The 25,998-nt window shown below is 76.4% G+C and carries 33 protein-coding genes; 23 read left to right on the plus strand and 10 right to left on the minus strand.

The features are described from left to right. Positions 1-33: 33 nt before the first annotated feature. Genes FSW04_RS12830 through FSW04_RS12855 form a run of 6 tightly spaced genes read left to right on the plus strand, consistent with a single transcriptional unit; the run spans position 34 to position 5,053 of the window. Positions 34-453 (plus strand): Zn-ribbon domain-containing OB-fold protein, encoded by a 420-nt coding sequence (locus FSW04_RS12830; RefSeq protein WP_146919816.1) that lies wholly within the window; start codon positions 34-36, stop codon positions 451-453. After that, a complete protein-coding gene (locus tag FSW04_RS12835; RefSeq protein ID WP_146919818.1) occupies positions 450-1,241 on the plus strand; it encodes an SDR family NAD(P)-dependent oxidoreductase in 792 nt (263 codons plus the stop codon). The genes FSW04_RS12830 and FSW04_RS12835 overlap by 4 nt, the downstream gene beginning before the upstream one ends. Next, positions 1,238-2,851 (plus strand): class I adenylate-forming enzyme family protein, encoded by a 1,614-nt coding sequence (locus FSW04_RS12840; RefSeq protein ID WP_187368737.1) that lies wholly within the window; start codon positions 1,238-1,240, stop codon positions 2,849-2,851. The genes FSW04_RS12835 and FSW04_RS12840 overlap by 4 nt, the downstream gene beginning before the upstream one ends. A gap of 9 nt (positions 2,852-2,860) precedes the next feature. Next, the gene (locus FSW04_RS12845) at positions 2,861-3,643 is read left to right on the plus strand and encodes an SDR family NAD(P)-dependent oxidoreductase (RefSeq protein WP_146919822.1); all 783 of its coding nucleotides are present in this window, start codon (positions 2,861-2,863) and stop codon (positions 3,641-3,643) included. Between the two features lie 7 nt (positions 3,644-3,650). Next, positions 3,651-3,971 carry a protealysin inhibitor emfourin gene (locus FSW04_RS12850; RefSeq protein ID WP_146919824.1) on the plus strand — a complete coding sequence of 107 codons (321 nt, stop codon included), beginning with the start codon at positions 3,651-3,653 and terminating at the stop codon, positions 3,969-3,971. A 38-nt stretch (positions 3,972-4,009) separates the two neighbouring features. After that, on the plus strand, positions 4,010-5,053 hold the full coding sequence (locus tag FSW04_RS12855) for a M4 family metallopeptidase (RefSeq protein ID WP_146919826.1): 1,044 nt from the start codon (positions 4,010-4,012) through the stop codon (positions 5,051-5,053). 27 nt (positions 5,054-5,080) lie between these two features. On the opposite strand, the gene FSW04_RS12860 is transcribed toward FSW04_RS12855, so the two are convergent. The 5 genes from FSW04_RS12860 to FSW04_RS12880 all read right to left on the minus strand — a co-directional run bounded on the left by FSW04_RS12860 (position 5,081) and on the right by FSW04_RS12880 (position 8,590). After that, entirely contained in the window at positions 5,081-5,851 is a 771-nt protein-coding gene (locus FSW04_RS12860) for a class I SAM-dependent methyltransferase (RefSeq protein ID WP_146919828.1), read from the minus strand. A 125-nt stretch (positions 5,852-5,976) separates the two neighbouring features. Continuing rightward, on the minus strand, positions 5,977-6,288 hold the full coding sequence (locus FSW04_RS12865; protein ID WP_228430450.1) for a DUF427 domain-containing protein: 312 nt from the start codon (positions 6,286-6,288) through the stop codon (positions 5,977-5,979). Positions 6,289-6,319: 31 nt separating this feature from the next. Then, a complete protein-coding gene (locus FSW04_RS12870) occupies positions 6,320-7,720 on the minus strand; it encodes a sulfatase-like hydrolase/transferase (protein WP_187368738.1) in 1,401 nt (466 codons plus the stop codon). Next, positions 7,717-7,944 (minus strand): sulfatase-like hydrolase/transferase, encoded by a 228-nt coding sequence (locus FSW04_RS12875; RefSeq protein ID WP_146919832.1) that lies wholly within the window; start codon positions 7,942-7,944, stop codon positions 7,717-7,719. The genes FSW04_RS12870 and FSW04_RS12875 overlap by 4 nt, the downstream gene beginning before the upstream one ends. Position 7,945: 1 nt before the next feature. Next, positions 7,946-8,590, minus strand: a complete 645-nt coding sequence (locus FSW04_RS12880; RefSeq protein ID WP_187368739.1) for a TetR/AcrR family transcriptional regulator — start codon at positions 8,588-8,590, stop codon at positions 7,946-7,948. Between the two features lie 141 nt (positions 8,591-8,731). Here FSW04_RS12880 and FSW04_RS12885 point away from each other — a divergent pair, with 141 nt between their 5' ends. From FSW04_RS12885 to FSW04_RS12915, 8 genes are all read left to right on the plus strand, one after another. Next, positions 8,732-10,516 (plus strand): arylsulfotransferase family protein, encoded by a 1,785-nt coding sequence (locus FSW04_RS12885; RefSeq protein WP_146919836.1) that lies wholly within the window; start codon positions 8,732-8,734, stop codon positions 10,514-10,516. Beyond that, positions 10,513-11,208: a hypothetical protein gene (locus FSW04_RS12890; protein WP_146919838.1), complete on the plus strand. Its 696-nt coding sequence runs from the start codon at positions 10,513-10,515 to the stop codon at positions 11,206-11,208. Before FSW04_RS12885 ends, FSW04_RS12890 begins: the two co-directional genes overlap by 4 nt. Then, complete coding sequence (locus tag FSW04_RS12895; protein ID WP_146919841.1) at positions 11,205-11,828, plus strand: 2-hydroxychromene-2-carboxylate isomerase; 624 nt, start codon at positions 11,205-11,207, stop codon at positions 11,826-11,828. Before FSW04_RS12890 ends, FSW04_RS12895 begins: the two co-directional genes overlap by 4 nt. Next, on the plus strand, positions 11,825-12,499 hold the full coding sequence (locus tag FSW04_RS12900; protein WP_187368740.1) for a GAP family protein: 675 nt from the start codon (positions 11,825-11,827) through the stop codon (positions 12,497-12,499). Before FSW04_RS12895 ends, FSW04_RS12900 begins: the two co-directional genes overlap by 4 nt. Positions 12,500-12,732: 233 nt before the next feature. Further along, positions 12,733-13,686 (plus strand): glycosyl hydrolase, encoded by a 954-nt coding sequence (locus FSW04_RS12905; RefSeq protein ID WP_146919845.1) that lies wholly within the window; start codon positions 12,733-12,735, stop codon positions 13,684-13,686. A 309-nt stretch (positions 13,687-13,995) separates the two neighbouring features. Beyond that, positions 13,996-14,412: a RidA family protein gene (locus FSW04_RS12910; RefSeq protein WP_146919847.1), complete on the plus strand. Its 417-nt coding sequence runs from the start codon at positions 13,996-13,998 to the stop codon at positions 14,410-14,412. After that, positions 14,409-14,558 (plus strand): hypothetical protein, encoded by a 150-nt coding sequence (locus FSW04_RS26005; protein ID WP_187368741.1) that lies wholly within the window; start codon positions 14,409-14,411, stop codon positions 14,556-14,558. The genes FSW04_RS12910 and FSW04_RS26005 overlap by 4 nt, the downstream gene beginning before the upstream one ends. A gap of 45 nt (positions 14,559-14,603) precedes the next feature. Continuing rightward, positions 14,604-14,870 (plus strand): hypothetical protein, encoded by a 267-nt coding sequence (locus FSW04_RS12915; RefSeq protein ID WP_146919849.1) that lies wholly within the window; start codon positions 14,604-14,606, stop codon positions 14,868-14,870. Between the two features lie 57 nt (positions 14,871-14,927). Here the strand turns inward: FSW04_RS12915 and FSW04_RS12920 are convergent, their stop codons facing one another. Together FSW04_RS12920 and FSW04_RS12925 are read right to left on the minus strand one after the other, a co-directional pair. Next, complete coding sequence (locus tag FSW04_RS12920) at positions 14,928-15,146, minus strand: cupin domain-containing protein (RefSeq protein ID WP_146919851.1); 219 nt, start codon at positions 15,144-15,146, stop codon at positions 14,928-14,930. Next, positions 15,131-15,349, minus strand: coding sequence for a hypothetical protein (locus FSW04_RS12925; protein ID WP_146919853.1), 219 nt, complete (start codon positions 15,347-15,349; stop codon positions 15,131-15,133). The genes FSW04_RS12920 and FSW04_RS12925 overlap by 16 nt, the downstream gene beginning before the upstream one ends. Positions 15,350-15,576: 227 nt before the next feature. Between FSW04_RS12925 and FSW04_RS12930 the strand changes: the two genes are divergently transcribed. The 7 genes from FSW04_RS12930 (at position 15,577) to FSW04_RS12955 (ending at position 21,755) form a co-directional block, all read left to right on the plus strand. Next, entirely contained in the window at positions 15,577-16,074 is a 498-nt protein-coding gene (locus tag FSW04_RS12930; protein WP_146919855.1) for a MarR family winged helix-turn-helix transcriptional regulator, read from the plus strand. A 66-nt stretch (positions 16,075-16,140) separates the two neighbouring features. Next, the gene (locus tag FSW04_RS12935; RefSeq protein ID WP_146919858.1) at positions 16,141-16,482 is read left to right on the plus strand and encodes a hypothetical protein; all 342 of its coding nucleotides are present in this window, start codon (positions 16,141-16,143) and stop codon (positions 16,480-16,482) included. A gap of 144 nt (positions 16,483-16,626) precedes the next feature. Then, on the plus strand, positions 16,627-17,346 hold the full coding sequence (locus FSW04_RS27145; protein WP_228430451.1) for a leucine-rich repeat domain-containing protein: 720 nt from the start codon (positions 16,627-16,629) through the stop codon (positions 17,344-17,346). A gap of 41 nt (positions 17,347-17,387) precedes the next feature. Beyond that, complete coding sequence (locus tag FSW04_RS27150) at positions 17,388-17,900, plus strand: 2Fe-2S iron-sulfur cluster-binding protein (protein WP_228430452.1); 513 nt, start codon at positions 17,388-17,390, stop codon at positions 17,898-17,900. Beyond that, on the plus strand, positions 17,897-18,883 hold the full coding sequence (locus FSW04_RS12945; protein WP_146919860.1) for an FAD binding domain-containing protein: 987 nt from the start codon (positions 17,897-17,899) through the stop codon (positions 18,881-18,883). Before FSW04_RS27150 ends, FSW04_RS12945 begins: the two co-directional genes overlap by 4 nt. Then, entirely contained in the window at positions 18,880-20,985 is a 2,106-nt protein-coding gene (locus tag FSW04_RS12950) for a xanthine dehydrogenase family protein molybdopterin-binding subunit (protein ID WP_146919862.1), read from the plus strand. The genes FSW04_RS12945 and FSW04_RS12950 overlap by 4 nt, the downstream gene beginning before the upstream one ends. Positions 20,986-21,353: 368 nt before the next feature. Then, a complete protein-coding gene (locus FSW04_RS12955; protein ID WP_146919864.1) occupies positions 21,354-21,755 on the plus strand; it encodes a helix-turn-helix domain-containing protein in 402 nt (133 codons plus the stop codon). Here FSW04_RS12955 and FSW04_RS12960 read toward each other — a convergent pair. Next, positions 21,752-23,389, minus strand: a complete 1,638-nt coding sequence (locus FSW04_RS12960) for a phospho-sugar mutase (RefSeq protein WP_146919866.1) — start codon at positions 23,387-23,389, stop codon at positions 21,752-21,754. The two genes, FSW04_RS12955 and FSW04_RS12960, sit on opposite strands and share 4 nt — an antisense overlap. Before the next feature lie 284 nt (positions 23,390-23,673). Between FSW04_RS12960 and FSW04_RS26010 the strand changes: the two genes are divergently transcribed. Next, entirely contained in the window at positions 23,674-23,841 is a 168-nt protein-coding gene (locus FSW04_RS26010; protein WP_187368742.1) for a hypothetical protein, read from the plus strand. A gap of 431 nt (positions 23,842-24,272) precedes the next feature. On the opposite strand, the gene FSW04_RS12970 is transcribed toward FSW04_RS26010, so the two are convergent. Continuing rightward, the gene (locus FSW04_RS12970) at positions 24,273-24,821 is read right to left on the minus strand and encodes a sulfocyanin-like copper-binding protein (protein ID WP_146919871.1); all 549 of its coding nucleotides are present in this window, start codon (positions 24,819-24,821) and stop codon (positions 24,273-24,275) included. A 408-nt stretch (positions 24,822-25,229) separates the two neighbouring features. Beyond that, positions 25,230-25,442: a hypothetical protein gene (locus FSW04_RS12975; RefSeq protein WP_146919873.1), complete on the minus strand. Its 213-nt coding sequence runs from the start codon at positions 25,440-25,442 to the stop codon at positions 25,230-25,232. Positions 25,443-25,730: 288 nt separating this feature from the next. On the opposite strand from FSW04_RS12975, the gene FSW04_RS12980 reads away from it, so the two are divergent. Beyond that, positions 25,731-25,928 (plus strand): hypothetical protein, encoded by a 198-nt coding sequence (locus FSW04_RS12980; protein WP_146919875.1) that lies wholly within the window; start codon positions 25,731-25,733, stop codon positions 25,926-25,928. The last annotated feature ends 70 nt before the right edge of the window (positions 25,929-25,998 follow it).

The raw sequence follows: 25,998 nt of genomic DNA on the forward strand, positions 1-25,998 counted from the left end.
CGCGCCGGTCGACCGGCGAGGAGGACACGTTCGATGAGCGAGACGCCCGACACCACCATCGACCTGCCCGAGCCGTCCGAGCTGCTCGCCGCGCACCGCGGGGCGCTCGCCGACGGCCGGCTGACGTTCCAGCGCTGCTCGGCCTGCCAGAACGCCTGGCTGCCCCCGCGCGACCGCTGCCCGCGCTGCCTGGCCGACACATGGGCGTGGGAGACCGCCTCGGGCCGCGCCACCGTCGTGAGCTGGGTCGTCTACCACCGCGCCTACCACCCGGCCTTCGCCGACCGCGTCCCCTACAACGTGGTCCTCGTCGACCTCGAGGAGGGCCCGCGGATGCTGTCGACGGTCATCGGGATCGACGGCGGCGAGGGGCTGGCCATCGACCTCCCGCTGCAGGCCGAGGTCGGCCACGAGGGCGAGGTCCCCGTCGCCCGGTTCCGGCTCGCCACATGAGCGAGCCGGTGGCGGGCGCGCGCGGCGCGGCCATCGTCACCGGCGCCGGCCAGGGCATCGGGCGACGCATCGCGGTCCGGCTGGCCGCCGAGGGCCACGCCGTCGCGCTGGCCGCGCGCTCGGCCGGCGCGCTGGACGAGGCGGCCGCCGAGATCGCCGCGGCCGGCGGCCGCGCGCTCGCCGTGCCGACCGACGTCACCGACGCCGCGCAGGTCGACCACCTGGCCGCGATCGCCGAGGCCGAGCTGGGCCCGGTCGCGGTCGTCGTCAGCGCCGCGGGCATCGCCGGGCCCACCGCGCCGCTGTGGGAGATCACGCCCGAGCAGTGGGAGGAGACGTTCGCGGTCAACGTGACGGGGACCTACCTCCTGTGCCGCGCGGCGCTGCCGGCGATGCTGCAGCGCGGGGCGGGCAGCGTGGTCGTCATCGGCTCGGTCACCGGCAAGCGGCCGCTGCTGGGCCGCACGCCCTACGCGGCCAGCAAGACCGCGCTCATCGGCCTCGTGCGCACGCTGGCCTGGGACGCGGGCCCGCACGGCGTGCGCGTCAACCTCGTCTCGCCCGGGCCGATCAGCGGCGATCGGCTGGACCGCGTCATCGCGGCCCAGGCGCAGGCGCTGGGGGTCGAGCCCGAGGTGGTCCGCGACGGGATGCTCGAGGGCACCCCGCTGCGGCGGCTGACCAGCGCCGACGAGGTGGCCGACGCCGTGCTCTACCTGGCCGGGGACGGCGCGCGTGCCGTCACCGGCGACGACCTCAACGTGGCGAGTGGATGGGTGATGTCATGACCGACGCCGACTGGGCGCAGCTGCGCGAGCTGCCGGGGGACGAGACCCCGCTGCAGATGTTCGACCGCACGGTGGGCGAGCTCGGCGAGCGACCCCTGCTGTACAGCTTCGAGACGCCGCTGCCCGCCGCGCAGGTCGCCGAGCTGGTCGACGGCGTGGCCGCCGGCCTGGCCGCGATGGGCGCCGGGCGCGGCGACCGCGTCGGGCTCTACCTGCAGAACGACCCGCAGTTCGTCATCGCCATGCTCGCGGCGTGGCGGATCGGCGCCGTCGCGGTGCCGTGCAACCCCATGCTGCGCGAGCGCGAGCTCGCCCACCACCTCCACGACGCCGGCGCCACGCTGCTCGTCACGCTCGACGAGCTGTACCGCGACGTCGCCCGCGCCGCGGTGCAGGCCGACGGCATCCGCGTGATCACGACGTCGGCGCGCGCGCTGGCCGGCGCGGAGGCTCCGGTGCCCGAGGGCACCACCGACCTGCTGGCGCTCGCGCGCGAGCACGCCGGCGCGCCCGTGCCCGGGCCGGCGCCCGGGCCCGGCGACGTGGCGGTGCTCACCTACACCTCGGGGACCACCGGGCCGCCCAAGGGCGCGATGAACACCCACGGCAACATCGCGTTCGGCTCCCGGGTCTACCGCGACGCGCTCGGCGTCGGCCCGCAGGACATCATCCTGGGCATCGCCCCGCTGTACCACGTGACCGGGCTGGTCGGGCACATCGGGCTGTCGGTCGCCTCCGGGGCGTCGATGGTCCTCGCGCACCGCTTCGACGCGGCCGAGGCCGCCCGGCTGGCCGAGCACCACCGCACGACGGTGACGATCGCGGCGATCACCGCCTACCTGGCCATCGCCAACGACGAGCAGGCACGCGGCCACGACCTCGGCGCGATGCGCCGCACCTACAGCGGCGGCGCACCGATCCCGCCCGCCACGGTCCGCGTCATCGCGCAGGCCACCGGCATGGCCGTCAAGCCGGTGTACGGCCTGACGGAGACCACCGGGCCGACGCACCTGTGCCCCGTCGACCGGGAGGCGCCCGTCGACGCGGGCTCCGGCGCGCTGTCGGTCGGCCTCGCCGTGCCCGACACGTCCGTGAGGATCCTCGGCGACGACGGGACCGAGCTGCCCCACGGCGAGGTCGGCGAGGTCTGCATCCGCGGCCCCCAGGTCGTGCCGGGCTACTGGGAGCGCCCGGAGGAGACCGCCCACGCGATCCCCGGCGGCGAGCTGCACACCGGCGACGTCGGCGTCGTCGACGCCGACGGCTGGCTCTACCTCGTCGACCGCCGCAAGGACATGATCGTGGCGTCGGGGTTCAAGGTGTGGCCGCGCGAGGTCGAGGACGTGCTCTACGAGCACGCGGCGGTCCACGAGGCCGCGGTCATCGGGGTGCCCGACGACTACCGCGGCGAGACCGTGTGGGCCTACGTGAGCCTGAAGGCGGGCGCCACATGCACCCCGGAGGAGCTCAAGGCCCATTGCAAGGAGCGGCTGGCCGCCTACAAGTACCCGCGGGTCGTGCACGTGCTGCCCGAGCTGCCCAAGACGCCGACGGGCAAGATCCTGCGCCGCGAGCTGCGCGATGCGGCCGTGCCGCCGCCCGTCGGCTAGGTTGCGCCGATGGAGCTGGGTCTGCGCGACAGGATCTGCGTCGTCACCGGCGCGAGCAAGGGCATCGGGCTGGAGGTCAGCCGCCGGCTCGTCGGCGAGGGCGCCCGCGTGCTCATGGTCGCCCGGACGCAGGACGCGCTGGCCGCGGCCGCCGAGGAGGTCGGCGCCGAGTGGCTCGCCGCCGACGTCACCGACCCCGACTGCGACGAGCGCATCATCGCCACGTGCGCCGAGCAGATGGGCGGCATCGACGTCCTGGTCAACAACGCGGGGACTTCGCGGGTCACGGCGCTGGAGGACCTCACCGACGACGACTGGCGCGACCAGCTCGAGCTCAACGTGATGGCCTCGATGCGCCTCATGCGCGCCGCCGCCCCACGGATGGCCGAGCGCGGCTGGGGGCGCATCGTCAACGTCGCCTCCTCGTCGGGCAAGCGGCCGTCGAACACCAACGGCGCCTACTCGGTCGCCAAGGCCGCCCAGCTCTCGCTCTCGCGCGTCTTCGCCGACGCCTACGCCCCGCTGGGCGTGCTCGTCAACGCCGTCACGCCGGGCCCCGTGGCCACCCCGCTGTGGACCGCGCCGGGCGGCATGGGGGAGCAGACCGCGGCGCTGCAGGGCGTCACGCTGCAGGAGGCGCTGGACGGTGTCGGCGCGGGCGTGCCGATCAAGCGGCTGGGGGAGCCGGGGGAGATCGCCGACGTCATCGTCTTCCTGTGTTCGGAGCGCTCGTCCTACGTGACCGGCGCGGCCTGGTCGGCCGACGGCGGCCGCGTCGCGATCTTCATCTGAGTCCGCCGTGGCCCGCGCCGACGCACGATTGTGGCTGCGGCGCAGCGGCGGCCTGGCCGGCGTGGCCCTGGAGGCCGACCTGGACACGAGCACCCTGGACGAGACCGAGCGCGCGGCCGTGCTCGGCGCCCTGGACATCGCCGACCTGCCCGCGCTGGCCGGCCGGCCCGCCACACCGCCGGTGCCCGACGCCTTCACCTACGAGCTGCGCGTGCGGCGCGGCGGCGCCGAGCACCGCCTCGCCTTCGCCGAGCGCGACGCGCCCGCCGCCCTGGGACCGGTGGTCGCCGCGCTGCGCGCCCGCGCGCGCCCGGCGGGCAGACACTGAGCGGTTGCGCCGCGGGGCCGCGCGGGGATCATCCCGCCATGACCCGGCACGGCCCCTCGCACCGGATCCTGCCGCCCGGCCTGCTGTACCGCCTGGCCCGCACCGGGGACGCCGAGGTGCGCCGTGCCGCGCTGGACACCCTCGCGCTCGACGGGCGCCTGCGCCTCGCGCGCGCCGAGGCGGCGGGCCGCCGTGGCGGCCGCGCGGCGCAGCCCGTCACCCACGCGCGGGTCGGCGGGCGGCCCAACCGCGTGATCTACGACCAGCAGCACGCCGAGACCCAGACGCCGGGGGTCGTCGTGCGCGCCGAGGGACAGCCCGCCCCCGCCGACCCCGCCGCCAACCAGGCCTACGACGGCCTGGGCGCGACCTACGACTTCTGGTGGAGCGTCTTCGGCCGCGACTCGATCGATGGCCAGGGCATGATGCTGCAGGGCCTCATCCACTTCGGCGAGGCCTATGACAACGCGTTCTACGACGGGGCCGGGCACATGGTCTTCGGCGACGGCGACGGGCGGCTGCTCACGCAGACGACCGCGGGCGTGGACGTCATCGGCCACGAGCTGACCCACGGCATCACGCAGCACGAGGCCAACCTGGTGTACTCGGGGCAGTCCGGCGCGCTGAACGAGTCGATCTCCGACGTCTTCGGGGTCCAGGTCAAGCAGCGCCTGCTCGGCCAGGACACCGCGGCCTCGGACTGGCTCATCGGCGCCGACATCGTCGGGCCCGAGCTCGCGCCCGCGCTGCGGTCCATGCGGGCGCCGGGGACCGCCAACCGCCACGACGACCAGCCCGCGACGATGGACGGCTACGTCGCCGGCGGCGACGTGCACACGAACTCGGGCATCCCCAACCACGCGTTCTACGTCGCCGCGACCACGCTCGGCGGCCACGCCTGGGACGCGGCGGGCCCGATCTGGTACGCCGCGCTGACCGACGCGAGCCTGTCGCCGAACGCCACGTTCACGGCCTTCGCGGCGCTCACGGTGCGCCACGCCGTCCAGCGCCACGGCGCCACGAGCGCCGAGGCCGAGGCGGTGCGCGCGGGTTGGGAGGCCGTCAAGGTCGCGGCGGCCTGAGCGGGCGGGGCCGCACGCGGGCCGCCGCTACCGTGCCACGATCAGCCGCACCGCGCCCACGTGCTCGGGCTGCGTGCGCAGGTGGCCGTGGCGGGCGTCCCAGGCGCCCCGGGCCAGCGCGTCGCCCAGCCGCGCGACGCCGCGCGCCACCGCCTCGGGATCCGTGAGCACCCAGCCCGACTGCGCCGCGCGCACCGCCGGGTCCAGGAACGCCTCGGGGCGGGCGTAGTAGGCCTCGCCGAACCCGTCGGTGCAGTCGATCGGGACCGGGACCGGGCTCACCGTCACCTCGCCGCCCAGGACGGCGGCCACGTGGTCGATCGCCGGGAAGCGCGTGCGCTCGGTCGCGATGAGCTCGGGCACGTACTCCTGCAGCCAGAACCGCGTCAGTGCCTCGCCGTCGAAGGTCAGCACGACCGCCGGGCCGCGGCTGACGCGCCGCAGCTCCCGCAGCCCGCGGTCCAGGTCGGCCCACTGGTGGATCGTCACCGTGGCCATCGCGGCGTCGACGCTGTCGTCGTCGAGCGGCAGGCGCTCGGCGGTGGCGTCGATCGCGGGCGCCAGGTGCGCGGGGCGCTGGGCGCGCATGGCCGCCGCCGGCTCCACGGCGACCACGTGGCGGTCCTCGGGCTCGTAGGACCCCGCGCCCGCGCCGACGTTGACGACGGTGCGGGCGTCGCCCAGGGCGGCGTGCACGCGGGCCGCGATCCGCGGATCGGCCTGCCGTCGCACCGCGTAGCCGGCCCCGCCGCGCTCGTAGTCGAAGTCCCCGGCCGGGGTCGCGCGCACGTCGCCCATCGCGCCGATCAAAGCACAACGGCCCGGCCGCGGATGCCGCTCGCGGCGTCGGGCCCCGCGTGAGAGGCCCGGCCCACGCACCTGGCCGCGCCGGCCCCGCGATCCGCGACCTCTGGCCCGCGGGCTCAGGTGGCGGGCCCGACGGTGACGCCCTTCCAGAACGCGATGCGGTCCCGGATCTCGCCCGCGGCGGCCCTGGGCTCGGGGTAGTACCAGGCCGCCCCCGGGTTGACGTCGTCGCCGACCACGACGTCGTGGTAGGAGGCCGTGCCCTTCCACGGGCAGACCGACGTGCGGTCCGAGGCCCGCAGCACGGCCGGGTCGACGGCGTCGGCCGGGAAGTAGTGGTTGCCCTCGACGACCACCGTGCGGTCGCTCTCGGCCAGGGTCGCGCCGTTCCACACGGCGCGCACGGGGATGCCCTCGCTGGTGCTCATGACCACGGTCCGGCGCAGCCCGCGCCAGGGATCAGTCGGCGGCCGGGGCCGGGGTGGGGCCGGGCACGGCGGCGGCCGCGCACGCGCGCTCGAGCTCGGCGTGCAGCCGCACGGCCTCGCGGCCCGCGGCGGCGTTGCGCCCGCGCCCGGTCCACTTGTCCAGCAGGTTGAGCGCCTCGTCGGGGTCGGACTGCAGGTCGTAGAGCTCGTACTCGGCCGGCGCGGTCCCCGCCGGGTCGACGTAGATCGCGTACTTCCACCGGCGGTCGCGCACGCAGCGGATCCGGTTGGGCTGCCCGGGCGCCTCCTGCATGAACGTGCCGGCCTGGTGGTCGTCGTAGGTGAACAGCACGGCGTCACGCACCCCGTCGCGCTCGCCGCGAAGGACCGGGCCGAGGTCGATGCCGTCGAAGGCGGCCGGATCGCCCGGCGCGCCGCTCAGGCCCAGCAGCGTGGGGACCAGGTCGACGAGCGACACGAGCGCGTCGCTCGTGCGCGGCTCCGGGAACAGGACCGGGCTCGAGACGACCAGGGGGACGCGGATCGCCTCCTCGTAGGCGTTGAACATCTTCTGGCGCAGCCCGCCGTGCGAGAGCCCCAGCTCGCCGTGGTCCGACGTGCGCACCACGACGGTGCGCGAGCGCAGCGACGCCGGGTCGCCGGGGTCGCCGAGCAGGGTGACGAGCCGGCCGAGCTTCTCGTCGACGACGCGGTGCAGATGCGCATAGAAGTCGGCGTAGCGCTGCTGCTCGGCGCGCCCGCGCAGACCGCCCAGGTAGGAGGTCTGGCCGATCTTGGTCATCGCGTGCACCGTCGGCTTGTCGCGCAGGTCCTCGTCGATCGTCGCCGGAAGCGGCACGTGCAGGTCGGCGAACTCCGCCGGCGAGTAGCCGCCGTCGAGCATCGCCGACGGGTAGCCGAGGACGTCGTGCGGGTTGACCAGGCACCACACGAGGCAGAACGGCTCGGGCAGGTCGGCGCGGCCCAGCCAGCCCTCCATCTGGCGCGTGTAGTCCTCGTCCCAGCCGCGCCCGCTGAGCCCCGCGATGCCGCCGCCGAACGACGAGGCCTTGGCGTCGCCGCCGGCGTCGGTCGGGTCCCAGTCGGCGAAGCCGAAGTCGCGCTCGATGCGCGCCGGGTCGCCGGGGCCCCAGCGCTCGCCGTCCAGCGGCTTGGTCAGGTGCCACTTGCCCTTGAGCGCCACGTGGTAGCCGCGCTCACGCAGCAGCGTGGCGAGCGTGGCGATGCCTGCCGGCAGCTCGGGCTCGTCGCCGCTGCGCGGCCCGAGGCGCAGCAGGCCGCGGCCGAACGCCCTGGCCAGGCGCCGGCGGGGCACCTGGCCGCTGGCCGCCAGCCGGCCGGCGACGCGCAGCACGTCGGGGACGTTGGCCGGGTCGGGGAACAGGTCGCCGCGCGTCAGCGTGAGCGTCACGCCGTGGCGCGGGGGTAGGTGCCCGTGAGGATGCTCGCGCGGCTGGGCGAGCACATGGCCGTCGGGATGAAGGCGTGCGTGAACGCCATGCCCGTGCGGCGCAGCTCGGCGTCGTTGGGCATGAGCGCGTCGAGCCAGCCGGGATCGGCCGGCCAGTGCTGGGGCGCGCGCTGCTGGTCGGTGACGACCAGGATGAGGTTCGGGGGCCGTTCGGCTGCGCCCATGTCAGCGCTCCACGCCGGCGTCGCCGAGGGCCGGCAGGGACGGGATGACGTCGCGGATGAGCCGGCGGCCGGTGCTCAGCAGCAGCGCCTCGACCTCCTCGCGGCTGCGCTCGCCCAGCAGCCAGAGGCGCGTGGCCTCGATCGTGAACTCGTTGAAGCAGCGCAGCGCGAAGCGCGCCTGCGGCGTGTCGCGCAGCAGGTCGGCGTTGGCCTGCAGCGTGCGCTGCACCGCGTGCTCCTTGGAGGCCAGCAGGAGCGCGTGGATGTCGGTGTCGGTCGGGTCCGGGGCGTGCCCGGCGATCGCCAGCCACGTCTCGCGGTTGTCGGCGATGACGTCGAGGCTCGCGGCCAGGTTGCGCGCCGTGCGCTCCTCGAACGGCACCTCGGCCCCGGCCGTCCGCGCGGCGCTGAGCGCCGCCGCGCCGTCGGCGGCCACGGCGAGGAAGACGTCGCGGATCCCGCCGAAGTAGTGGTGCACGAGCGAGCGCGCGACGCCCGCGGCGTCGGCGATCTCCGCGGTGGTCACGGTCCGGTAGGGCCGCTGTGCGAACAGCCGGCGCGCGGCCTCCAGGATCTCCTGGCGCCGGTCGTCGGGGGCCAGGCGCCGTCGGCGGGGCGCGTCGGGCCGGGGGCGCTGGGCGGGCACGGGACGAAGCGTAGTTGACGCGCGTTCCAATAGGGTGGTTCAATGGCCGACGGCGCGGTCGGCTCCCCGGTCTGCGGTCGCGCCGCCCTCAGACGTCAAGGAGTTGCCGTGCCCCACCGGCTCAGGGGATTCCGAGTCGCCATGTCCCGTCCCGCCGGTCGCGCCCTCGCCGTCGCGGCCGTCCTCGCCGTGCTCGGCGCCGCGCCCGCGGCGGCCGCGCCCCTCGCGATCTCCCCGGCGCCCGGAACCCCGGACGCCTCGCCCGCGACGCAGATCAGCGTGCTCGGCATCGCCCCGGGGCGGATCGCCGCGGTCCGCGCCGCCGGGGCGCGCACCGGCGTGCACGCGGGCCGGCTACGGCCCTACTCCGGCGCCCGCGGGGCCAGCTTCGTCCCCGCCCGCCCGTTCGCCGTGGGCGAGCGCGTCGCCGTCGTGGTGCGCCTGCGCGGCCGGCGGGCGCTGCGCACGCGCTTCACCGTCGCACGGCCCGGCGCGACCCCGCCGGTGTTGACGATCACCGCCACGCAGCCCGACAAGCTCGAGCACTTCGTCACCGCGCCCGGGCTGCGGGCGCCGCTGGTCACGCTCCTGCGCGGCGGGTCGGCCGCGGCGGACCCGATCTTCCTGACCCCGCTGCCCTCGCCGATCATCCATCCCGAGAGCGACAACACCGTCACGATCGAGCCGGTCGGGCCCGGCGGCCCCATGATCGTCGACGGGCTCGGGCGCCTGGTCTGGTTCCGGCAGCTCACGCCCCCGGCCGTGGCCGCCAACCTCGCCGTCGCCCGCTACCGCGGGCGGCGCGTGCTGACCTGGTGGCAGGGCCCGGTGACCGCCCAGGCCTTCGGCCTGGGCAAGGGGATCATCGCCGACAGCGCCTATCGGACCGTGGCCGAGGTCCAGGCCGGCAACGGCTACCGCATGGACATCCACGAGTTCGCGCTGGCGCCCGGCGGCGACGCGATCTTCACCGTCTACTCGCCCGTGCTCATGCACCTGCCCGGCACACCGGCCGGCACCCGCTCCCCCGTGCTGGACGCGATCGTCCAGGAGGTCGACATCCGCACGGGCCTGGTCGTCTGGGAGTGGCACGCGCTGGGCCACATCCCGCTGGCCGACTCCTACGCCACGCCGGCCAACAGCGCGTCCTACGACGCGTTCCACATCAACTCGATCCAGCCCCTGGGGCGTGGGCGCCTCCTGATCTCGGCGCGCGACACCTCCGCCGTCTACGAGGTCGACCGCGCGACGGGCCGGATCCTGTGGACGCTCGGCGGCCGGGCGAGCACGTTCCGGATGGGGCCCGGCGCGCGCTTCTGGCTGCAGCACGACGTCCTGGCGCTGCCCGGCGGGCGCATCAGCATGTTCGACGACCAGGCCGGGCCGCCCCGCAAGGGCGCCTCGCGCGGGCTGGTCCTGCGGCTGGACCACCGGCGCCGCACGGCCGTCGTCGAGCGCTCGGTGACGCGGGCCCAGGACACGAGCGCCCAGAGCGAGGGCAGCGCGCGGCTGCTGCCCGGCGGCGGCCTCTTCGTGGGCTTCGGGGCCGCCGGCCCGTTCTCGGAGTTCTCGCGCAGCGGCCGGCTGCTGTTCGACGCCCGGCTGCCCGAGGGCGACGGCAGCTACCGCACGCTGCGGTTCCCCTGGCGGGGCCGGCCGCTGACGCGTCCGGCCGTCGTCGTGCGGCGCACCGACCCGGCGCACGTGACGGTGTCGGTCAGCTGGAACGGCGCCACGGGCGTCGCGCGCTGGCAGGTGCTGGCCGGCGCGGGCTCCGCCCCGGTGGCCTCGGCGCCCTCGGCCGGCTTCGAGACCACGATCGACGTGGCCGCCCCGGCCGGGCCGCTCGTCGTGCGCGCCCTCGACGCGCGCGGCCGCGTGCTCGCGGCCTCGGCGCCGGCGGCGCCCCGGGAGGCGGCCGGATGAGCGTCGCGGCGCCCGCCGACCGCCTGCGCCGCCGTGTCGCCCCACGCGCGGTCGTCGCGCTGTCGCGCATCGACGCCCCCGCCCGTGCCGGCGCCGCGCTGCGCCGGGCGGTGGGCCGCCGCGGCCGCGTCGAGCTCTACATCGCCTTCGACGACCCGTGCAGCGCCGTGGCGGTGCTCGACCTCGCCGAGCGACTCGACGGCGCCGGGGCCGACCTGCACGTCCTGCCCGTGGTGCACCGGGGCATCCCGGACGACCCCGCCGTCGAGCGCAAGCGCGAGCACGCCGTGCAGGACGCCCGGCGCCTGCTGCGCCGCAGCGGCCTGGTCCTCGGGCGCACCGGGCCCGTCGCCCCGGAGGAGGTGGCGTTCCTGGCCGAGTGGGCGGCGTCGGCGCCGCCGGGGCCGGCGCTGACGCGCTTCTGCGTGGCCGCGCTGCGGCGCCTGTGGCTCACGAGCGACGGGCCGGTGAGCCCGGCGCCCTACGCGCTGCTCTGGCGCCAGGCGTTCGGGACCGGGCCGGCGGCGGGCGGATCGCCCGACGCGGTGCGCCGCAACGAGCGGCGCATGGCGCGGCGGGGCCCCTACGACACGCCGGGGGCCTGGGTGCACGGCCGCTGGTTCTTCGCGCACGACCGGCCGGCCCAGATCGCCGCGCGCCTGGACGACCTGGGCTGGGGGAGGGGCGCATGACGCGCGCACGGCTGGACTTCTTCTTCTCGTTCCGCAGCCCGTACTCGTACCTGGCCGCGCCGCGGGCCTTCGCGCTGGCCGACCGCCACGACGTCGACGTCGTCTTCCGCGGCGTGATCCCGATGGCGATGCGCGGCCAGGCCGTGCCGCGCGCCAAGGCGCTGCACACCCTCCGCGACGCCGCCCGCGAGGCCAGGCGCCTGGGGATGCCCTTCGGGCGCATCCACGACCCCATCGGCGACGGGGCGACGCGCTGCCTGCTGGTCGCCGAGCACGCGATCGACGTCGGTCGCGAGCGGGCGTTCGTCCTCCGCGCCTCGCGCGCGATCTGGGCCGAGGCGGTCGACGTGGCCCGCGACCACGGGCTGCGCCGCGTGTGCGAGGCCGCGGGGCTGGCGTGGGGCGACTGCCGGGCGGCGCTGCACGATCCGGTGCTGCACGCCCGGGTGCAGGCCTCGACGGCCGCGCTGGAGGCCCACGGCCAGTGGGGCGTGCCCGTGCTCGCCTTCGGGTCGGAGTGCTTCTGGGGCCAGGACCGCATCGAGGACCTCGAGGTCGTCCTCCGCGATGCCGGCCTCGCGTCCGGCGCGCGCGAGGCGCGCGGCGCCGGGATGGCGTGAGCGCCGCGGGCGACGCCCTGCGGGCCGTGCTCCCGCTCGGGGTGGCGATCGCGGTGAGCCCGGTCCCGGTGCTGGCCGTGGTCCTGATGCTCGTCTCCGACGGCGGGCGGGGCAACGCCTACGCCCTGCTCGCCGGCTGGGCGGCGACGCTCGCGGTCCTCGCCGGCGCGGTGGCGCTGCTGGGCGTGGGCAGCGGCTCCGCGGGCGGCGGGCGCGGGGTGGCCGCCGCCCAGCTCGTGCTCGCCGCGGCCCTGGCGGTCGTGCTGGCCGGGCAGTGGCGCGCCCGGCCGCGCCGCGGCGCGCCGCACGCGGTCCCGCCCTGGATGGCGTCGGTCACCGGCGGCCTGGGGCCGGCCCGCGCCGCCGGCCTCGGCGTGGGGCTCGTGGCCCTCAACGTCAAGGACGGCTCCCTGGCCGTCGCCGCCGGGGCGCGGCTCGGGCACGCGGTGCCGGGGCCCGCCGCCGGGGTCGCGTGCCTGGCGCTGTTCGTGCTCGTGGCCAGCGCGACGGTGATCGCCCCGGTCGCCGTCGACGTCGCCCTGGGCGAGCGCGCCGAGCCGGTGCTGCGCCGCTGGCACCGGTGGCTGCAGCGCCACGGCGCGGCCGCGGCGATGACCACGCTCGCCGCCGTGGTCGTCGTGCTCGCCGTCCAGGGCGCGTCGGGCCTCTAGGCGGCGCGCAGGGGTGCGTCGCGCTCGGCGGCGTCGAGCCGGCGCTCCAGCGCGGGCCCGGCCGGCGGGCGGGCGAAGGGGAGGCCCTGGACGGTGGCGAAGCCGTGGCCGATCGACGCCGTCTCGCATGTCCATCGTCGGACATGAACAACCCTCGAGCAACATGTACGCGCACGGCCCGGACGTCCATGCCGACCGCAACCCGGGCCGGGGCATCGGAGTTGGGGTCCCTGATGCCCCGCACACGCCTCCTCCTGCCCCTCGCGCTCCTGCTGGGGGCGCTCGCCGCTCCCGGAGCCGCCCACGCCCGCGTCCCCGTGCGCGTCGGCATCGGCGACCAGCAGGCATCCATGTTCGACCAGTCCGCGTTCCAGCGGGCCAAGCTCCGGCGCGTGCGCTACTTCATCGCCTGGGACGCGATGGACGACGACGCGCGCCGGCTGGCCGCACGGGCCTACGTCCTGCGCGCGCGCCGCGACGGCTTCTCGGTACTGCTGCACATCTCCAGCGACGACCTGACGATCCGCCGCGCGTCGCTGCCCTCCGTCGCGCAGTACCGCGCGAAGGTCGGCCGGCTCGTTCGCTACTTCCGCCGGCTCGGCGTGCGCGAGTTCGGCACGTGGAACGAGGCCAACCACGCCAGCCAGCCGACCTATCGCAGCCCGACCCGCGCCGCGCAGTACTTCCGCGCGATGTACCGGATGGTCAAGGGCCGCTGCGCGTCGTGCGTCGTCGTCGCCCTCGACGTGCTCGACCAGGCCGGGGTGGAGCGCTACATGCGCACGTGGTACGGGGCGCTGTCGCCGACCTACCGCCGCCGGGCGACCGTCGTCGGCATCCACAACTACGGCGACGTCAACCGCCGCCGGACGACGTTCACGCGCGCGATCATCCGCCAGGCGCACCGCTTCAACCGCTCGACGAAGATCTGGTTCACCGAGACGGGCGGGATCGTGAAGTTCGGCTCGAGCTTCCCCTGCAGCACGGCGCGGGCCGCGAGCCGGCTGAAGAACGTGTTCACCCTGGCGCGCACCTACCGCCGCAGCGGCGTCCAGCGCGTGTACATCTACAACTGGACCGGCGCCGGGTGCGACGCGCGCTTCGACGCCGGGCTGACGGCCCCCGACGGCACCCCGCGACCGGGGTACGCAGTGCTGCGGGCGCAGCTGCCGGGCTTCCTGCGCTAGGGCCGGACCGGCCCGTTCCTCCAGCGCGGGAGCGGCCCTTCGCGCAGCATCCCTCATCAGTGGGATCGAGACGAGCGGCCGCGTTGCGCCGCGAGATCGCGGCCGCCCGCCTCCTCGGCGGCCAGCGAGCAGGTCTCGGCCTCCACCCAGCAGACCGACGCGTCGGCCCAGGAGATCTCGACGGCCGCCGCCCAGCCGGCCGGCAGCGCCGACCGCCTGCAGGCGCTCGTGGGGCGGTTCGGGCTGGCGGCGTGAGCCGCTCCCCGGGGGGCTGTGCGGCGCCGCCGGCGCGGGCTATGGTCCGCGTCCATGACCACCCGACCGCAGGACGCACGACGGATCACCACCGACCCCGACCCGTTCGACCCGTTCAACATCGCGCTGGGCTACCGCCTCGGCGACCTGGTGATCACCTCGGGGCAGGCGGCGATCGACGAGCAGGGCGAGATCGTCGGCGCCGGCGACTTCGACGCCCAGGCCGAGCAGACGTTCGCCAACCTGCGCCGCGTCCTGGCGGCGGCGGGCTCCAGCCTGGACAAGGTCGTCAAGGTCACGATCTACCTGACCGACATGACCAACTTCCCGAAGATCGTCGAGCTGCGGGCCAAGCACTTCAGCCGGCCGTGGCCGGCGGACACGATCGTCGAGGTCCGGTCGCTGGCGCTGCCCGAGCTCATGATCGAGATCGAGGCCATGGCGCTCGTCGAGGGCGACGTCGTCGAGTGAGCCGCGGGTCGTGTCCGGGCGCGGCCGGCCCGCTGGACTTCCACCTGTCGTGCCTGGCCGCCCTGACGATCGTCGGCCTCGGCCAGGGCCGCCCCACCTCGGTCACGCTGCTGTGGCTGGGGCCCGTCCTGGCCGCCGCGGCCTGACGCCGCGGTTGACCGCGGCGCGCCCGCGCCGCCGGACTCCGGCCCATGAGCAGCCCAGGGGAGCGCACCGCGCAGGCGGCCGACTGCGCCGACATCGGGCGGCTGCGCTGCGCTGCGCCCGCGAGCGTCGCCCCGGGCTGCTACGACATCGCCGGGCCCGACCGGCTGGCGTTCCGGGCGATGACGGAGGAGATCGCACGGCTGCAGCGTCGCACGCCCCGCTCCGTCGACCTCCCGTTCACCGACAGCCGCCCGGAGGGTGCGGCGGCGGCGCTCATGACGGGGCCGACCGCGAGCTGCCGACCCCGTTGATGGCCGTCCTGGACGCCGACCTGGTCGTGGACCACAGCGCGCTGGAGCGCCCCGGCGTCACGCGCGGTGCTGGGCGGCGTCGGGCGACGCCTCCCAGAACGCGTCGATCTTCTCGGCGTCGGAGTGGTCCAGGCGCCGCGAGACGGCCCAGAGCTCGACGGGCTCGTCGCCCTCGTTGCGGTGCGAGCGCCGCGTCGTCGGCGCGACGCGCACCGCGCAGCCGGGCCCGACCCGCCTCACGTCGTCCTCGAAGCGCATCGTCAGCGTGCCGCGCACGACGAGGTAGAGCTCCTCGAGCTCGGCATGGCGGTGGCCCGTGCCCTGCTCGAAGTCGGAGTGGGCGGCACCCGGATGAGCGTGAGGGCCAGCTGCTCGGCCTCCAGCTCGTCGGTCAGCCGGCGGAACTCGCCGGGCACGTCGGTGCCGGCGTAGTGGTCGGGCACGGCGTCGGGGTGCACGATGCGGTAGGCGCTGCTCATGGGCCGAGGCTACCCCGGCGCGCGCGGCTCAGGGGCACCAGCGCATGCGAGGCTGCGGTGCGGGCCGCCATGCGCCGGCCGGCCGTGCCTCGTCGCGGATCGACGGGTCGCGAGGCGGCAGGCGGCGCAGGCGGCGAGGGAGGCGGGCCAGCTTCATCGATCGCATCCTAGTACGTAGCGTCCTAGGAAGCAATGGACCGCGACGCGACCGCGGCTATCGTCCGCGCATGCCCGAACGCGACGGCGTGGACGTCATCCTGGACCAGTGGCGCCGCGAGCGGCCCGACCTGGACCCAGCGCCCATCGCGGTCGTCGGGCGCATCTCCCGGCTCGCCCGTGAGCTCGAGGCGCGGCTGGAGCCCGTCTATCGCGAGCACGGCCTGGAGCCCGGCTGGTACGACGTGCTGGCCACGCTGCGCCGCGCGGGGCCGCCGTACCGGCTGCGCCCGTCGGAGTTCGCCCGCACGCTCATGCTGACCTCCAGCGGCACCACCAAGCGGCTGGACCGCCTCGAGCAGGCCGGGCTCATCGCGCGCGAGCCCGACCCGGGCGACCGCCGCGGCACGCTCATCACCCTGACCCCGGCCGGCCACCGCCTCGTCGACGACTCCGTCGCCGCCCACCTGGACAACGAGCGCCGGCTGCTGGCCGCCCTCACCGACGCCGAGCAGCGCCGCCTGGCCGACCTGCTGCGCCGGCTGCTCGTCGGGCTGCCGCCCGGGTAGCGGCGCCGCCCCGGGCTGGGTGGGCCGCAGCGCCCGGGGCTGGCCGTCGCGGCGTAGGGTTGGGACATGGACCGACCGACCTTCCCGCTCATCGTGCACGACGACGAACGCCCGCTCCTGCGCCTGGCGCTGAAGGTCTACCGCGACGACCTCGGCCACGAGGAGCACGAGATCGCCGAGGTCGCCGAGGACGTCGCGGGCCGGATCGCCGACGACGAGCACGTGCCGGTCGTCCTGGACGCGGCCGCGATGAAGATCACCTGGAGCGCGCTGCACGCGCTGCTGGACAGCACGGGCCGCGGACAGGAGGACGAGCGCGAGCACCTGCGCGCGCTCCTGGACCGCCTGCCCGGCGAGCACGACATGCGCGCCATCGACCTCGACGCCGAGCTGCGGGGCCGGGACTGACCTACGAGGCGCCGGCGGGGCGGCGCGCGGCGATGCGCCACCAGGGCGGGGCTGCTCCTGCCCGCGTGCTCCGCAAGCCCCTTGCCCTCCGCGTGCCGGCGGTCGCAGCGGGCGACGCGCCGCGGGCCGTCGTAGGCTCGCCCGATGCCCGGCCACGCGGCGCTCGACCTGCGCGGACTGCGCGCGATCCCGCCCGCCACGTGGGGCCGCCGCGACCTGCGCCGCCTGGTCGCCGCCGAGATGGGGCTGGAGGCGCTGCCCGACGGCGTCGGCGCCCTCACGGCGCTCCAGACGCTCGATGTGGCCCACAACCGGCTCACGGACCTGCCCGCGGCGGTCGGCACGCTGGCCGGCCTGGAGATCCTCTATGTGGGCGACAACCGCCTCGCAGCCCTGCCCGATGCCGTGCGCGGGCTGCGCCGGCTGGCCTACCTCGGCGCCGACGCCAACGCGATCACGTGGCTGCCCGGGTGGATCGGGGAGCTCTGTGCCCTCGTCGAGCTGCGCCTGCAGGGCAACGCGCTGCGCGCGCTGCCCGGCGCGCTCGGCGGCCTGGCCGGCCTGCGCGAGCTGCACCTGCGCGACAACGCACTGGAGGAACTGCCCGCCGCGCTCGGCAGACTGGGCGAGCTGCGCCACCTCGACCTGCGCGCCAACCGGCTGCGGGCGCTGCCCACCGAGCTGGGCGACCTGCGCCGGCTGCGCGTCCTCGACCTGCGAGCCAACCCGCTCGAGGGCCTGCCCGAGGCCCTCGCCGGCCTGCCCGCGCTCGAGAAGCTCGACCTGCGCTGGACGCCGATGTACCCCGAGTTGCCCGCGGTCGCGCGCGCGCTGCGCGACCGCGGCTGCGTCGTGCTGGCCTGAGCGCGCTCAGGCGGCAGCCGTGCCGGGTACAGGCAGCTGCGATGACGATCTCCACCCTGCCGGTCGTGCTCCACGTCAACGGTGACGAACGGCGCCTCGATCTCGACACCCGGACCACGCTGCTGGACGCCCTGCGCGAGGACCTCGGCCTCACCGGGGCCAAGAAGGGCTGCGACCACGGCCAGTGCGGCGCGTGCACGGTGCTCGTCGACGGCCGGCGCGTGAACGCGTGCCTGGCGCTCGCGGTCGCCCACGACGGCGCGGAGGTCACCACGATCGAGGGGCTGGCCGACGGGGAGGACCTGCACCCGATGCAGGAGGCGTTCCTCGAGCACGATGCCTACCAGTGCGGCTACTGCACGCCGGGCCAGATCTGCAGCGCGGTCGGCATGCTCGACGAGCTGCGCCGGGGCTGGCCCAGCGCCGCGACGCCCGACGTCGCCGCCGCGCCGGCGCTCGACGGCGACGAGGTGCGCGAGCGCATGAGCGGCAACCTGTGCCGCTGCGGCGCCTACATGAACATCGTGCCGGCGATCATGGAGGCCGGCGCATGAGGCCCTTCGCCTACGTCCGGGCCCAGGACGCCGACGACGCCATCACCGCGGTCCTGCACCGCGACGACGCGGTGTTCCTCGGGGGCGGCACGAACCTCGTCGACCTCATGAAGCTCGGCGTCGCCACGCCCGCGACGCTGGTCGACGTCACGCGCCTGCCTCTGGGCGGCGTGGAGCCCACCGCCGGCGGCGGCCTGCACATCGGCGCCGGCGTGCGCAACGCCGACCTGGCCGCCGACCCCGCGGTGCGCGAGCGCTACCCCGTCCTGTCGCAGGCGCTGCTGGCCGGGGCCTCCGGGCAGCTGCGCAACCAGGCGACCGTCGGCGGCAACCTGCTGCAGCGCACCCGCTGCGCCTACTTCACCGACGTCACCAAGCCCTGCAACAAGCGCGCGCCCGGCAGCGGCTGCCCGGCGCGGGCGGGCGCCAACCGCGAGCTGGCGATCCTCGGCCACTCCGAGCACTGCGTCGCGACGCACCCGTCCGACATGGCCGTCGCCCTGGCCGCCCTGGACGCCGAGGTGCACGTCCGGGGCCGCGACGGCGAGCGCCGCATCCCGCTCTCCGAGCTGCACCGGCTGCCCGCCGACGACCCCGCCCGCGACACGATCCTGGGTCGCGGCGACCTCATCACGGCCATCGAGCTGCCCGCGCGCGCCTGGGCCCGGCGCTCCCGGTACCGCAAGGTGCGCGACCGCGCCTCCTACGCGTTCGCGCTGGTCTCCGTCGCCGTGGCCGTCGACGTGCGCGACGGCCAGGTCGCCGACGTGCGCATCGCGCTGGGCCAGGTCGCCCACCGGCCCTGGCGCGCGCGGGCCGCCGAGGACGCCCTGCGCGGCGGCCCGGCCACGCGGGAGGCGTTCCTGGACGCGGCCGAGGCCGAGCTGGCCCAGGCCCGGCCCCTGGCCGACAACGCGTTCAAGGTGCCGCTGGCCCGCAACCTCATCGTCGCCACCCTCGCCGAGCTCACGGACGCCGCATGACCCCCACGACGCTGACCGCCGGCGCCATCGGGCAGCCCGTCCGGCGCATCGAGGGCCGCCAGAAGGTGACGGGCGCCGCCCGCTACGCCGTCGAGCACCCCGCCGACGACGTCGCCCACGCCTGGATCGTGCAGTCGACGGTGGCCCGGGGCACCGTCGGCGACGTCGACCCCGGCCCCGTCCTCGCGCTGCCCGGCGTGCTGGCGGTCATGACGCACGCCGACGCCCCGCGGCTGCAGGACCCCGACGACCCCGAGCTGGCCGTGCTCCAGTCGCCCCGCGTCGCCTACCGCGGGCAGATCGTGGCGGCCGTCGTCGCCACGAGCCTGGAGACGGCGCGCGAGGCCGCTCGGGTCCTCGAGGTGCCCATCCGGGCCGAGGACCACGACGTCGTGCTGCGCGAGGGCCACCCGGAGGCCTACACGCCGGAGGTCGTCAACCCGTCCTTCCCGGCCGAGACGACCACCGGCGACATCGAGGCCGGACTCAACGACGCGGCGGTGGTCCACGACGCCACCTACCGGACCTCGCCACTGCACAACAGCCCGATGGAGCCCCACGCGACGCTCGCCGTGTGGGACGACGACGGGTCGCTCACCGTGCACGACTCCAACCAGGCCGCCTCGACGCACCGGGCCGCGCTGGCCCAGGTTCTCGGGCTCGAGTCCGGGCAGGTCCGCGTCATCGCCCGCCACGTGGGCGGCGGCTTCGGCTCCAAGGGCTCGGCGCGCCCGCAGCTCGTGCTCGCCGCGATGCTCGCCCGCGCGGTGGGGCGGCCCGTCAAGCTCGCCGTCACCCGGCAGCAGACCTTCGCCTTCACGGGCTACCGCACGCCGACGATCCAGCGGGTGCGCCTCGGGGCCGACGCCGACGGGCGCCTGCTGGCCATCGACCACCACGCGCTGGAGCAGACCTCGACGCTGAAGGAGTTCGCCGAGCAGACCTGCGTGGCCACGCGCATGATGTACGCGGCGCCCAACCGCCACACGACGCACGACCTGGTCGCCCTCGACGTGCCGACGCCGTCCTGGATGCGCGCGCCGGGCGAGTGCCCGGGGATGTTCGCGCTGGAGTCCGCGATGGACGAGCTGGCCGTGGCGCTGGGGATGGACCCGATCGAGCTGCGCGTGCGCAACGAGCCCGAGGCCGAGCCCGAGTCCGGCCGGGCCTGGAGCTCGCGCAACCTCGTGGCCTGCCTGCGCGACGGCGCGCAGCGCTTCGGCTGGGCGGAGCGCGACCCCACGCCCGGCACCCGCCGCGACGGCCGCTGGCTCGTCGGGACCGGCGTCGCCGCCTCGACCTACCCGGCCTACCAGCAGCCGTCCTCGGCACGGGCGCGGGCGCTGCCGGGCGGCGCGTTCGTCGTGGAGATCGCCGCCGCCGACATCGGCACGGGCGGGCGCACGGCGCTGACCCAGATCGCCGCCGACGCGCTGCAGACGGGCCTGGAGCGCGTCACGGTGCAGATCGGCGACAGCGCCCTGCCGCGCGCGTCGGTCGCCGGCGGATCCTCGGGCACGGCGTCGTGGGGCACCGCGGTGACGCTGGCCTGCCGCGCGCTGCGGCAGCGCCTGGAGGCCCACGACGGCGACCTGCCGCCCGACGGCCTGCAGGCCGAGGCGAGCACCGACGACCTCCTGAAGGGCCGCGAGGACCTCGCCCGCCACGCGTTCGGCGCGCAGTTCGCCGAGGTGCGCGTGGACGCCGACACGGGGGAGGTGCGGGTGCCCCGGCTGCTCGGGGTCTTCGCCGCGGGGCGGATCATCAACCCGCAGACCGCGCGCTCGCAGCTCATCGGCGGCATGACGATGGGGCTGTCGATGGCGCTGCACGAGGCCTCGATCGTCGACGGCGAGTTCGGCGACTTCCTCAACCACGACCTCGCCGGCTACCACGTGGCCGCGCACGCCGACGTCCCGGGCGTCGAGGCCCACTGGGTCCAGGAGACCGACGAGCACCTCAACCCCATGGGCAGCAAGGGCATCGGCGAGATCGGGATCGTGGGCACCGCGGCGGCCATCGCCAACGCCGTGCACCACGCCACCGGGATCCGGATCCGCGCGCTGCCGATCCAGCCCGACCGCCTCGTCGCCCAGCTCTAGGACCCGGTCGGGACCGAGGTCCAGGCCCACCGGCCGATCAACCCCAGCATCGGGTGGTGTCTCGGCACGGACAACCCCGTCACGGTGCGTCGCGATGCGCGACTCCCGCGCCTCTCCGGTGCGTCGACGGCCGCCCCGATGGTCCCGACCCGGCCGCACGCCGGCCGCCTCGCACAGCGCGCCGCGGTCGCGGTCGTGCGGCCGCCGTGCTCGTCGTGGCGGGCCACCGCCGCTCGGGTCCCGCGCTGCAGCGCCCGAGGCCTCGGGCACGACGCCCGGCGCCGCCCAGGGCTGACCGGGGCGGGACCGCACCGCGGCCGGGGCGCCGCTAGCGTGGCGTGCGCTGCCGCGACGATCGGAGATACCCCTTGGCCAGCCCCGTCCTGCGCGACACCATCAAGAAGCTGAAGGACCGCCGCGCGGCGCTGCAGAAGCAGATCCGCGGCCCCCTGCGCGAGCTGGCCCAGATCGAGGAGGACCTCGCCGCCCTGGGCGCCGGCCTGGCACCGGCCCGCCCGCGCCGCGCGCCCGCCTCCCCGGCCCGGCGGGCGCCGCGCGGGGCCACGCTGATGGCCGTCCTGCGCGCGATCCGCAACGGCGCCACGACGCCGGAGGAGATCGCCGCCCGGGCCGGCCTGCCGGCGGCCACCGTGCGCCGCACCCTGTCCGGCGCCGCGGCCCGCGACCGCCTGGTCACCGAGGGGCCCAACGGGCTGACGCTCACGAAGGCCGGGCGCGAGCGGATGGCGCGTCTCGAGGCCCGGCCCTAGCCGCCACGCCGCGCCAGGTCGGCGGCCAGCGCCTCCTGCAGCGCCTCCAGCAGCGTGCCCGCCTGCGCCCGCTGCGCGGCGAGGTCCGGGCCGGGCGGCCGCACGACCTCGAGGTAGGCCTTCAGCTTGGGCTCGGTCCCGCTCGGGCGCACGACGATCCTGGCGCCCGCGAGCGTGAGCACGAGCACGTCGGCGCGGGGCAGCGGCCCGCCGTCGCGGTCGAGGTCCTCGACGCGCTCCACGGCCGCGGGCCCGACCGCCGCGGGCGGCCCGGCGCGCAGGGCGGCCATGATGCGGGAGATCTGCTCGGGGCGCTGCACCCGGACGACGTGCTGGGCGGTGGCGTGCACGCCGTGGCGGCGCTCGAGGTCGTCGAGGCGGTCCAGCAGCGTGCGGCCCGCCGCGCGCTGCGCGGCGGCCAGCTCGGCGACGAGCAGCGCGGCCGAGATCCCGTCCTTGTCGCGCACCACGTCGGGCCCGACGGCGTAGCCCAGCGCCTCCTCGTAGGCGAAGACGAGGCCTCCGGCCGCGCGCATGAGCCACTTGAAGCCGGTCAGCGTGCGGTGGACGGGGACGCCGTGGGCCTCCGCGATGCGCTCGAGCATCGCCGAGCTCACGATCGTCGTGGCCACCGGGCCCGGGCGATGGGCGAGGACGTGGTCGGCCAGGAGCCGGCCGACCTCGTCGCCGGTCAGGACGCGGTCGCCGACCGCGACCGCCAGCCGGTCGGCGTCGGGGTCGTTCGCGAGCACGACATCGGCCCCGATCCGGGCGCCGAGGGCGAGCACGCGGTCCATGGCGCCGGCCTCCTCCGGATTGGGGAACGCGACCGTCGGGAAGTCGGGGTCCGGGCGGGCCTGGGAGGGCTCGGCGACCGGGGGCGCGAAGCCCGCGCGCGCGAACGCGGCACGGAGCGTCTCGTCGCCGACGCCGTGCAGGGACGTCACGGCGACGAGGACGTCGCGGGCGTCGCCGGTCGTCAGGCCGCAGATCGCGGTCACGTAGGCCGTCACGAGGTCCTCGCCGGCAGTCTCGAAGCCCGGGTCCAGCGGGATCCGGGCGACGGGGCCCACGGCGGCGATCCGCGCCTCGATCTCGGCGTCGGTCGGGGAGACGATCTGCGCCCCCTCGTCGCCGGGGCCGCCGAGGTAGATCTTGTAGCCGTTGTCGGTGGGCGGGTTGTGGCTCGCGGTGACCATGACGCCGGCGTCGGCGGCCAGTGCACGCACCGCGAAGGCCAGGACGGGCGTGGGCAGTGCGCGGGGAAGCAGGACGGCGTGCAGCCCGGCGCCGGCCATGACCGCGGCGCTCTCGCGGGCGAAGACGTCGCTGCGGTGCCGGGCGTCGTGGCCGATGACCACGCGGCGACCCGGCCCGAGGTGGGCGGCCAGGGCGGCCGCCGCGCGGCGCACGACGGCGCGGTTCATGCCGCTGGGCCCGGCTTGCAGGGGACCGCGCAGCCCGGCCGTGCCGAAGGCCAGCGGGGCGGCGAAGCGGTCGGCCAGCGCCGGGCCGTCGCCGACGTCCAGCAGGGCCTGCAGCTCCGCGCGGTCACCGGGATCGGGGTCCCCGGCGATCCACGCGCGCACGCGCGCGGCGAGGTCGGCGTCGACGGTCGTGGCGGGCGACGGCATGGAGGCAGGATGCCGACCGGGCCGCCCGCCTGCCGCCCGGCCTCGAGCGAGCCTTGACGGTCACCAGAAGGCGCCCAGAGGCGGGGCGCCCACCTTCCGGCGGCCGGTGCCTCCCGGCACAGCGATCCGGCATCCGAGGACCCCAGGCCGACCCGCGGGCCGCCGCACCCCTCCGCCCGCTCCTGCCCGCCGCCGGCGTGACCGGGCCGACCCGGCCTCGGCCATCCGGCCAGGGCGGCGCCCGCGGGGTCGCCCCGGAGGCTCGGACGGCCGACGGGAAGGACATGTCGTCCCCGGCTGCCGTCGCCGAGCACCCCGCCTCGAACCTCGAGGCCGAGCTCGCACGCCTGCGCGCCCTGCGCACGCACGCGGCCGGAGGGGACGAGCTGGGCGTGCTGGACGCCGCCATCGAGCGCCTGGAACGCGCGCTCGAGGCCATCTGGCGTCGCTAGCCCGCGCGGAGACGCCGCGCCAGGTCTTGAGAGGACCTCGAGGGAGGCCAGAGCGCGCCGGAAGCGCCGCTCGTACGGTGCTCCCGACACTGCGGGCAGACTGCGCGTCGCCCACGCCGACAACAGCGACCAGGTGCGCGGGATCGTGCGGCGCCTCCTGGCGACGACCCCCTGCCCGGAGGTCGTCGCCGAGGTGCGGGACGGGCCCGGGCTGCCGAGGCGCCCGACGCCGGCGTCGTCGACGCCGGCATGCCGCGGACTCATGGGCTGGACGCCGTGCGCCGCCTGCGGGCGACGGGCCACGTGGGGCCCGTCATGGTGCTCTCGTGCAGCCTCGACGCAGTTCGCGCGGTCGCCTCACCGCCGGTGCCGACGCGTTCGTCGCCAGGCCGGACCTGCCCGCGCGGCACCGCGCACTCCTGCGCCCTGCGCTACTTGACGGTGAAGTCCGTGTACATGCCCGCCTGGTAGTGGCCGGGCAGGGCGCAGACGATGGCGTAGTGCCCTGCCTTGAGATGCTTGATGACCAGGGTCTTGGACGCGCCGGGCGCGATGGACGCGATCTCGCCGCGCGCTCCGGGGATGTCATCGTCGGGGTTGTGGCGGCTGAGCACACGGGCGGCGGGCTTGCTCGTGGCGATGACGGTGAACTGGTGCTTGACCTTTCCGGCGTTCGTCACGTGGAACGTGACGCGTCCCGCCCGGGCGGTGGCCGGTGTGGCGACGATCTTGAACTCGCTCAGCGTCGCCGCCACGGAGGAGGCGCCGGTGGTCGCCGCGGCAGGCGCCGCCGCCGCGGTGGTCGCCGCGGTGGTCGCCGCCGCCGTGGTGGTCGCTGCCGATGGCGAGCTGGCGGCACTCGTCGCCGGCGTGGCGGCCGTGCTCGATGAGCCGCCTCCGCAGGCCGTGAGGCCACCGGCGGCCAAGGTGGCCAGGCACGCGCCGGCCAGGGGCAGGCGTCGTCGGTCCAGAATGGACATTGGGCACTTCCTTGCTCCGGCCCGACGGCCGGCGTAGGACGACCGCCTCAGGGTCGCGGCGGATGGGGGCGACGCTAGGTCAGGTCGGGCAAAGCCGCGGCAAAGGCGGGGCAAATCTCCGGCCGTCCGCGGTCGGCCGTGTCGGTCGCGGGGGATCCCCGATGGCGCTGGGGCGAGAGCTGCGAGGCTCACCCGACAGCCTCGACGAGCTCCCGCCTGAGTTCCTTCGGGCCCTGGAGCACGTGCCCGTGCTCGTCCGGGACGACGGTGCGGCACGCGGGGCCTACGGGGTCCACCACGGTGCGGGCGTGGCGCATCCCGACGTGGCGGCCCAGACCATCGTGTACCGCGACACGCTGCTGCGCGATCCCGGCCGCCTGGCCTCGGGCTGTGACGCCGCGCCGCGGGTCAGGCCGGCGCGCGCCCGGCGCGCAGGCGGCCGCCCATCGTGTCGTCGGCGGCCGTCGCGGGACGCGGACGGCGGCCGGGGCGCCCGGGCCCGGCCGGCGCCGTGCGGGTGCGGTCGCCCTCGGCGGGCCGCACCTCCGATCGCCGGGTGGCGCGTACCTGGCGCATCTCCAGGGCCACGAACGAGCAGAGGCGGTCGTCGAGCTCGAGCACACGGCGACCCTATCGCTTGTGCGGATTGCCACAGCGTGTGGATGGCGACTTTGCCCAACTTCCCGGTCCGGGACCACGCAGAAGCGCTCAGGAGCCGGTGCGCCGGCGTGCCAGGCGGCGAGCACCTTCTGCTCGCACGCGGCCGGAAGGCCGGGGGCAGGTACGGGTGCAGCGGCGGCGCCAGCCCGGTGGACGGCACCCAGCGCCAGGTGTCGGTGACGGTGTCCAGCAGGGCCGGGTGCGCCGGCCGGCCGGTGCGGGGGGCGGCCGGCCGGGTAGGACCCCCGGATGAGCGACCAGCCCGACGAGCCCGCCGCACCCGACCTCCCGCCCGCACCCGAGCTGCCAGAGGTCGAGAGCCCGCCCGCCGGCGACGTGCTCGACGACGTGCCCAGCAGGGAGGAGATCATCGCGGGCGCGGAGTCGGCCCAGGAGATCCTCGCCCAGCAGCCCAGCGTGCAGGAGCTGCTCGGCGAGGACCGCTGAGCCGGCGCGGCGGCTGCCGCCTCCGCTCCGGGTCGCAGGCGGCGGCCTCGTGGCCCATGCACGAGAGCGG

Source organism: Baekduia soli, from assembly GCF_007970665.1.
Lineage (GTDB): Bacteria > Actinomycetota > Thermoleophilia > Solirubrobacterales > Solirubrobacteraceae > Baekduia > Baekduia soli.

What these genes read in the sequence shown, in the direction of transcription:
- FSW04_RS12960 (WP_146919866.1), bottom strand. Translation starts at nt 23,389, where the DNA reads ATGCCGTCGCCCGCCACGACCGTCGACGCCGACCTCGCCGCGCGCGTG.
- FSW04_RS12840 (WP_187368737.1), top strand. Translation starts at nt 1,238, where the DNA reads ATGACCGACGCCGACTGGGCGCAGCTGCGCGAGCTGCCGGGGGACGAG.
- FSW04_RS26010 (WP_187368742.1), top strand. Translation starts at nt 23,674, where the DNA reads ATGTCGTCCCCGGCTGCCGTCGCCGAGCACCCCGCCTCGAACCTCGAG.
- FSW04_RS12860 (WP_146919828.1), bottom strand. Translation starts at nt 5,851, where the DNA reads ATGGGCGACGTGCGCGCGACCCCGGCCGGGGACTTCGACTACGAGCGC.
- FSW04_RS12930 (WP_146919855.1), top strand. Translation starts at nt 15,577, where the DNA reads ATGCCCGAACGCGACGGCGTGGACGTCATCCTGGACCAGTGGCGCCGC.
- FSW04_RS12950 (WP_146919862.1), top strand. Translation starts at nt 18,880, where the DNA reads ATGACCCCCACGACGCTGACCGCCGGCGCCATCGGGCAGCCCGTCCGG.
- FSW04_RS12845 (WP_146919822.1), top strand. Translation starts at nt 2,861, where the DNA reads ATGGAGCTGGGTCTGCGCGACAGGATCTGCGTCGTCACCGGCGCGAGC.
- FSW04_RS12855 (WP_146919826.1), top strand. Translation starts at nt 4,010, where the DNA reads ATGACCCGGCACGGCCCCTCGCACCGGATCCTGCCGCCCGGCCTGCTG.
- FSW04_RS12890 (WP_146919838.1), top strand. Translation starts at nt 10,513, where the DNA reads ATGAGCGTCGCGGCGCCCGCCGACCGCCTGCGCCGCCGTGTCGCCCCA.
- FSW04_RS12905 (WP_146919845.1), top strand. Translation starts at nt 12,733, where the DNA reads ATGCCCCGCACACGCCTCCTCCTGCCCCTCGCGCTCCTGCTGGGGGCG.
- FSW04_RS12830 (WP_146919816.1), top strand. Translation starts at nt 34, where the DNA reads ATGAGCGAGACGCCCGACACCACCATCGACCTGCCCGAGCCGTCCGAG.
- FSW04_RS12835 (WP_146919818.1), top strand. Translation starts at nt 450, where the DNA reads ATGAGCGAGCCGGTGGCGGGCGCGCGCGGCGCGGCCATCGTCACCGGC.
- FSW04_RS27150 (WP_228430452.1), top strand. Translation starts at nt 17,388, where the DNA reads ATGACGATCTCCACCCTGCCGGTCGTGCTCCACGTCAACGGTGACGAA.
- FSW04_RS12895 (WP_146919841.1), top strand. Translation starts at nt 11,205, where the DNA reads ATGACGCGCGCACGGCTGGACTTCTTCTTCTCGTTCCGCAGCCCGTAC.
- FSW04_RS12915 (WP_146919849.1), top strand. Translation starts at nt 14,604, where the DNA reads ATGAGCAGCCCAGGGGAGCGCACCGCGCAGGCGGCCGACTGCGCCGAC.
- FSW04_RS12970 (WP_146919871.1), bottom strand. Translation starts at nt 24,821, where the DNA reads ATGTCCATTCTGGACCGACGACGCCTGCCCCTGGCCGGCGCGTGCCTG.
- FSW04_RS12980 (WP_146919875.1), top strand. Translation starts at nt 25,731, where the DNA reads ATGAGCGACCAGCCCGACGAGCCCGCCGCACCCGACCTCCCGCCCGCA.
- FSW04_RS27145 (WP_228430451.1), top strand. Translation starts at nt 16,627, where the DNA reads ATGCCCGGCCACGCGGCGCTCGACCTGCGCGGACTGCGCGCGATCCCG.
- FSW04_RS12935 (WP_146919858.1), top strand. Translation starts at nt 16,141, where the DNA reads ATGGACCGACCGACCTTCCCGCTCATCGTGCACGACGACGAACGCCCG.
- FSW04_RS12945 (WP_146919860.1), top strand. Translation starts at nt 17,897, where the DNA reads ATGAGGCCCTTCGCCTACGTCCGGGCCCAGGACGCCGACGACGCCATC.
- FSW04_RS12875 (WP_146919832.1), bottom strand. Translation starts at nt 7,944, where the DNA reads ATGGGCGCAGCCGAACGGCCCCCGAACCTCATCCTGGTCGTCACCGAC.
- FSW04_RS12865 (WP_228430450.1), bottom strand. Translation starts at nt 6,288, where the DNA reads ATGAGCACCAGCGAGGGCATCCCCGTGCGCGCCGTGTGGAACGGCGCG.
- FSW04_RS12910 (WP_146919847.1), top strand. Translation starts at nt 13,996, where the DNA reads ATGACCACCCGACCGCAGGACGCACGACGGATCACCACCGACCCCGAC.
- FSW04_RS12925 (WP_146919853.1), bottom strand. Translation starts at nt 15,349, where the DNA reads ATGAGCAGCGCCTACCGCATCGTGCACCCCGACGCCGTGCCCGACCAC.
- FSW04_RS12885 (WP_146919836.1), top strand. Translation starts at nt 8,732, where the DNA reads ATGTCCCGTCCCGCCGGTCGCGCCCTCGCCGTCGCGGCCGTCCTCGCC.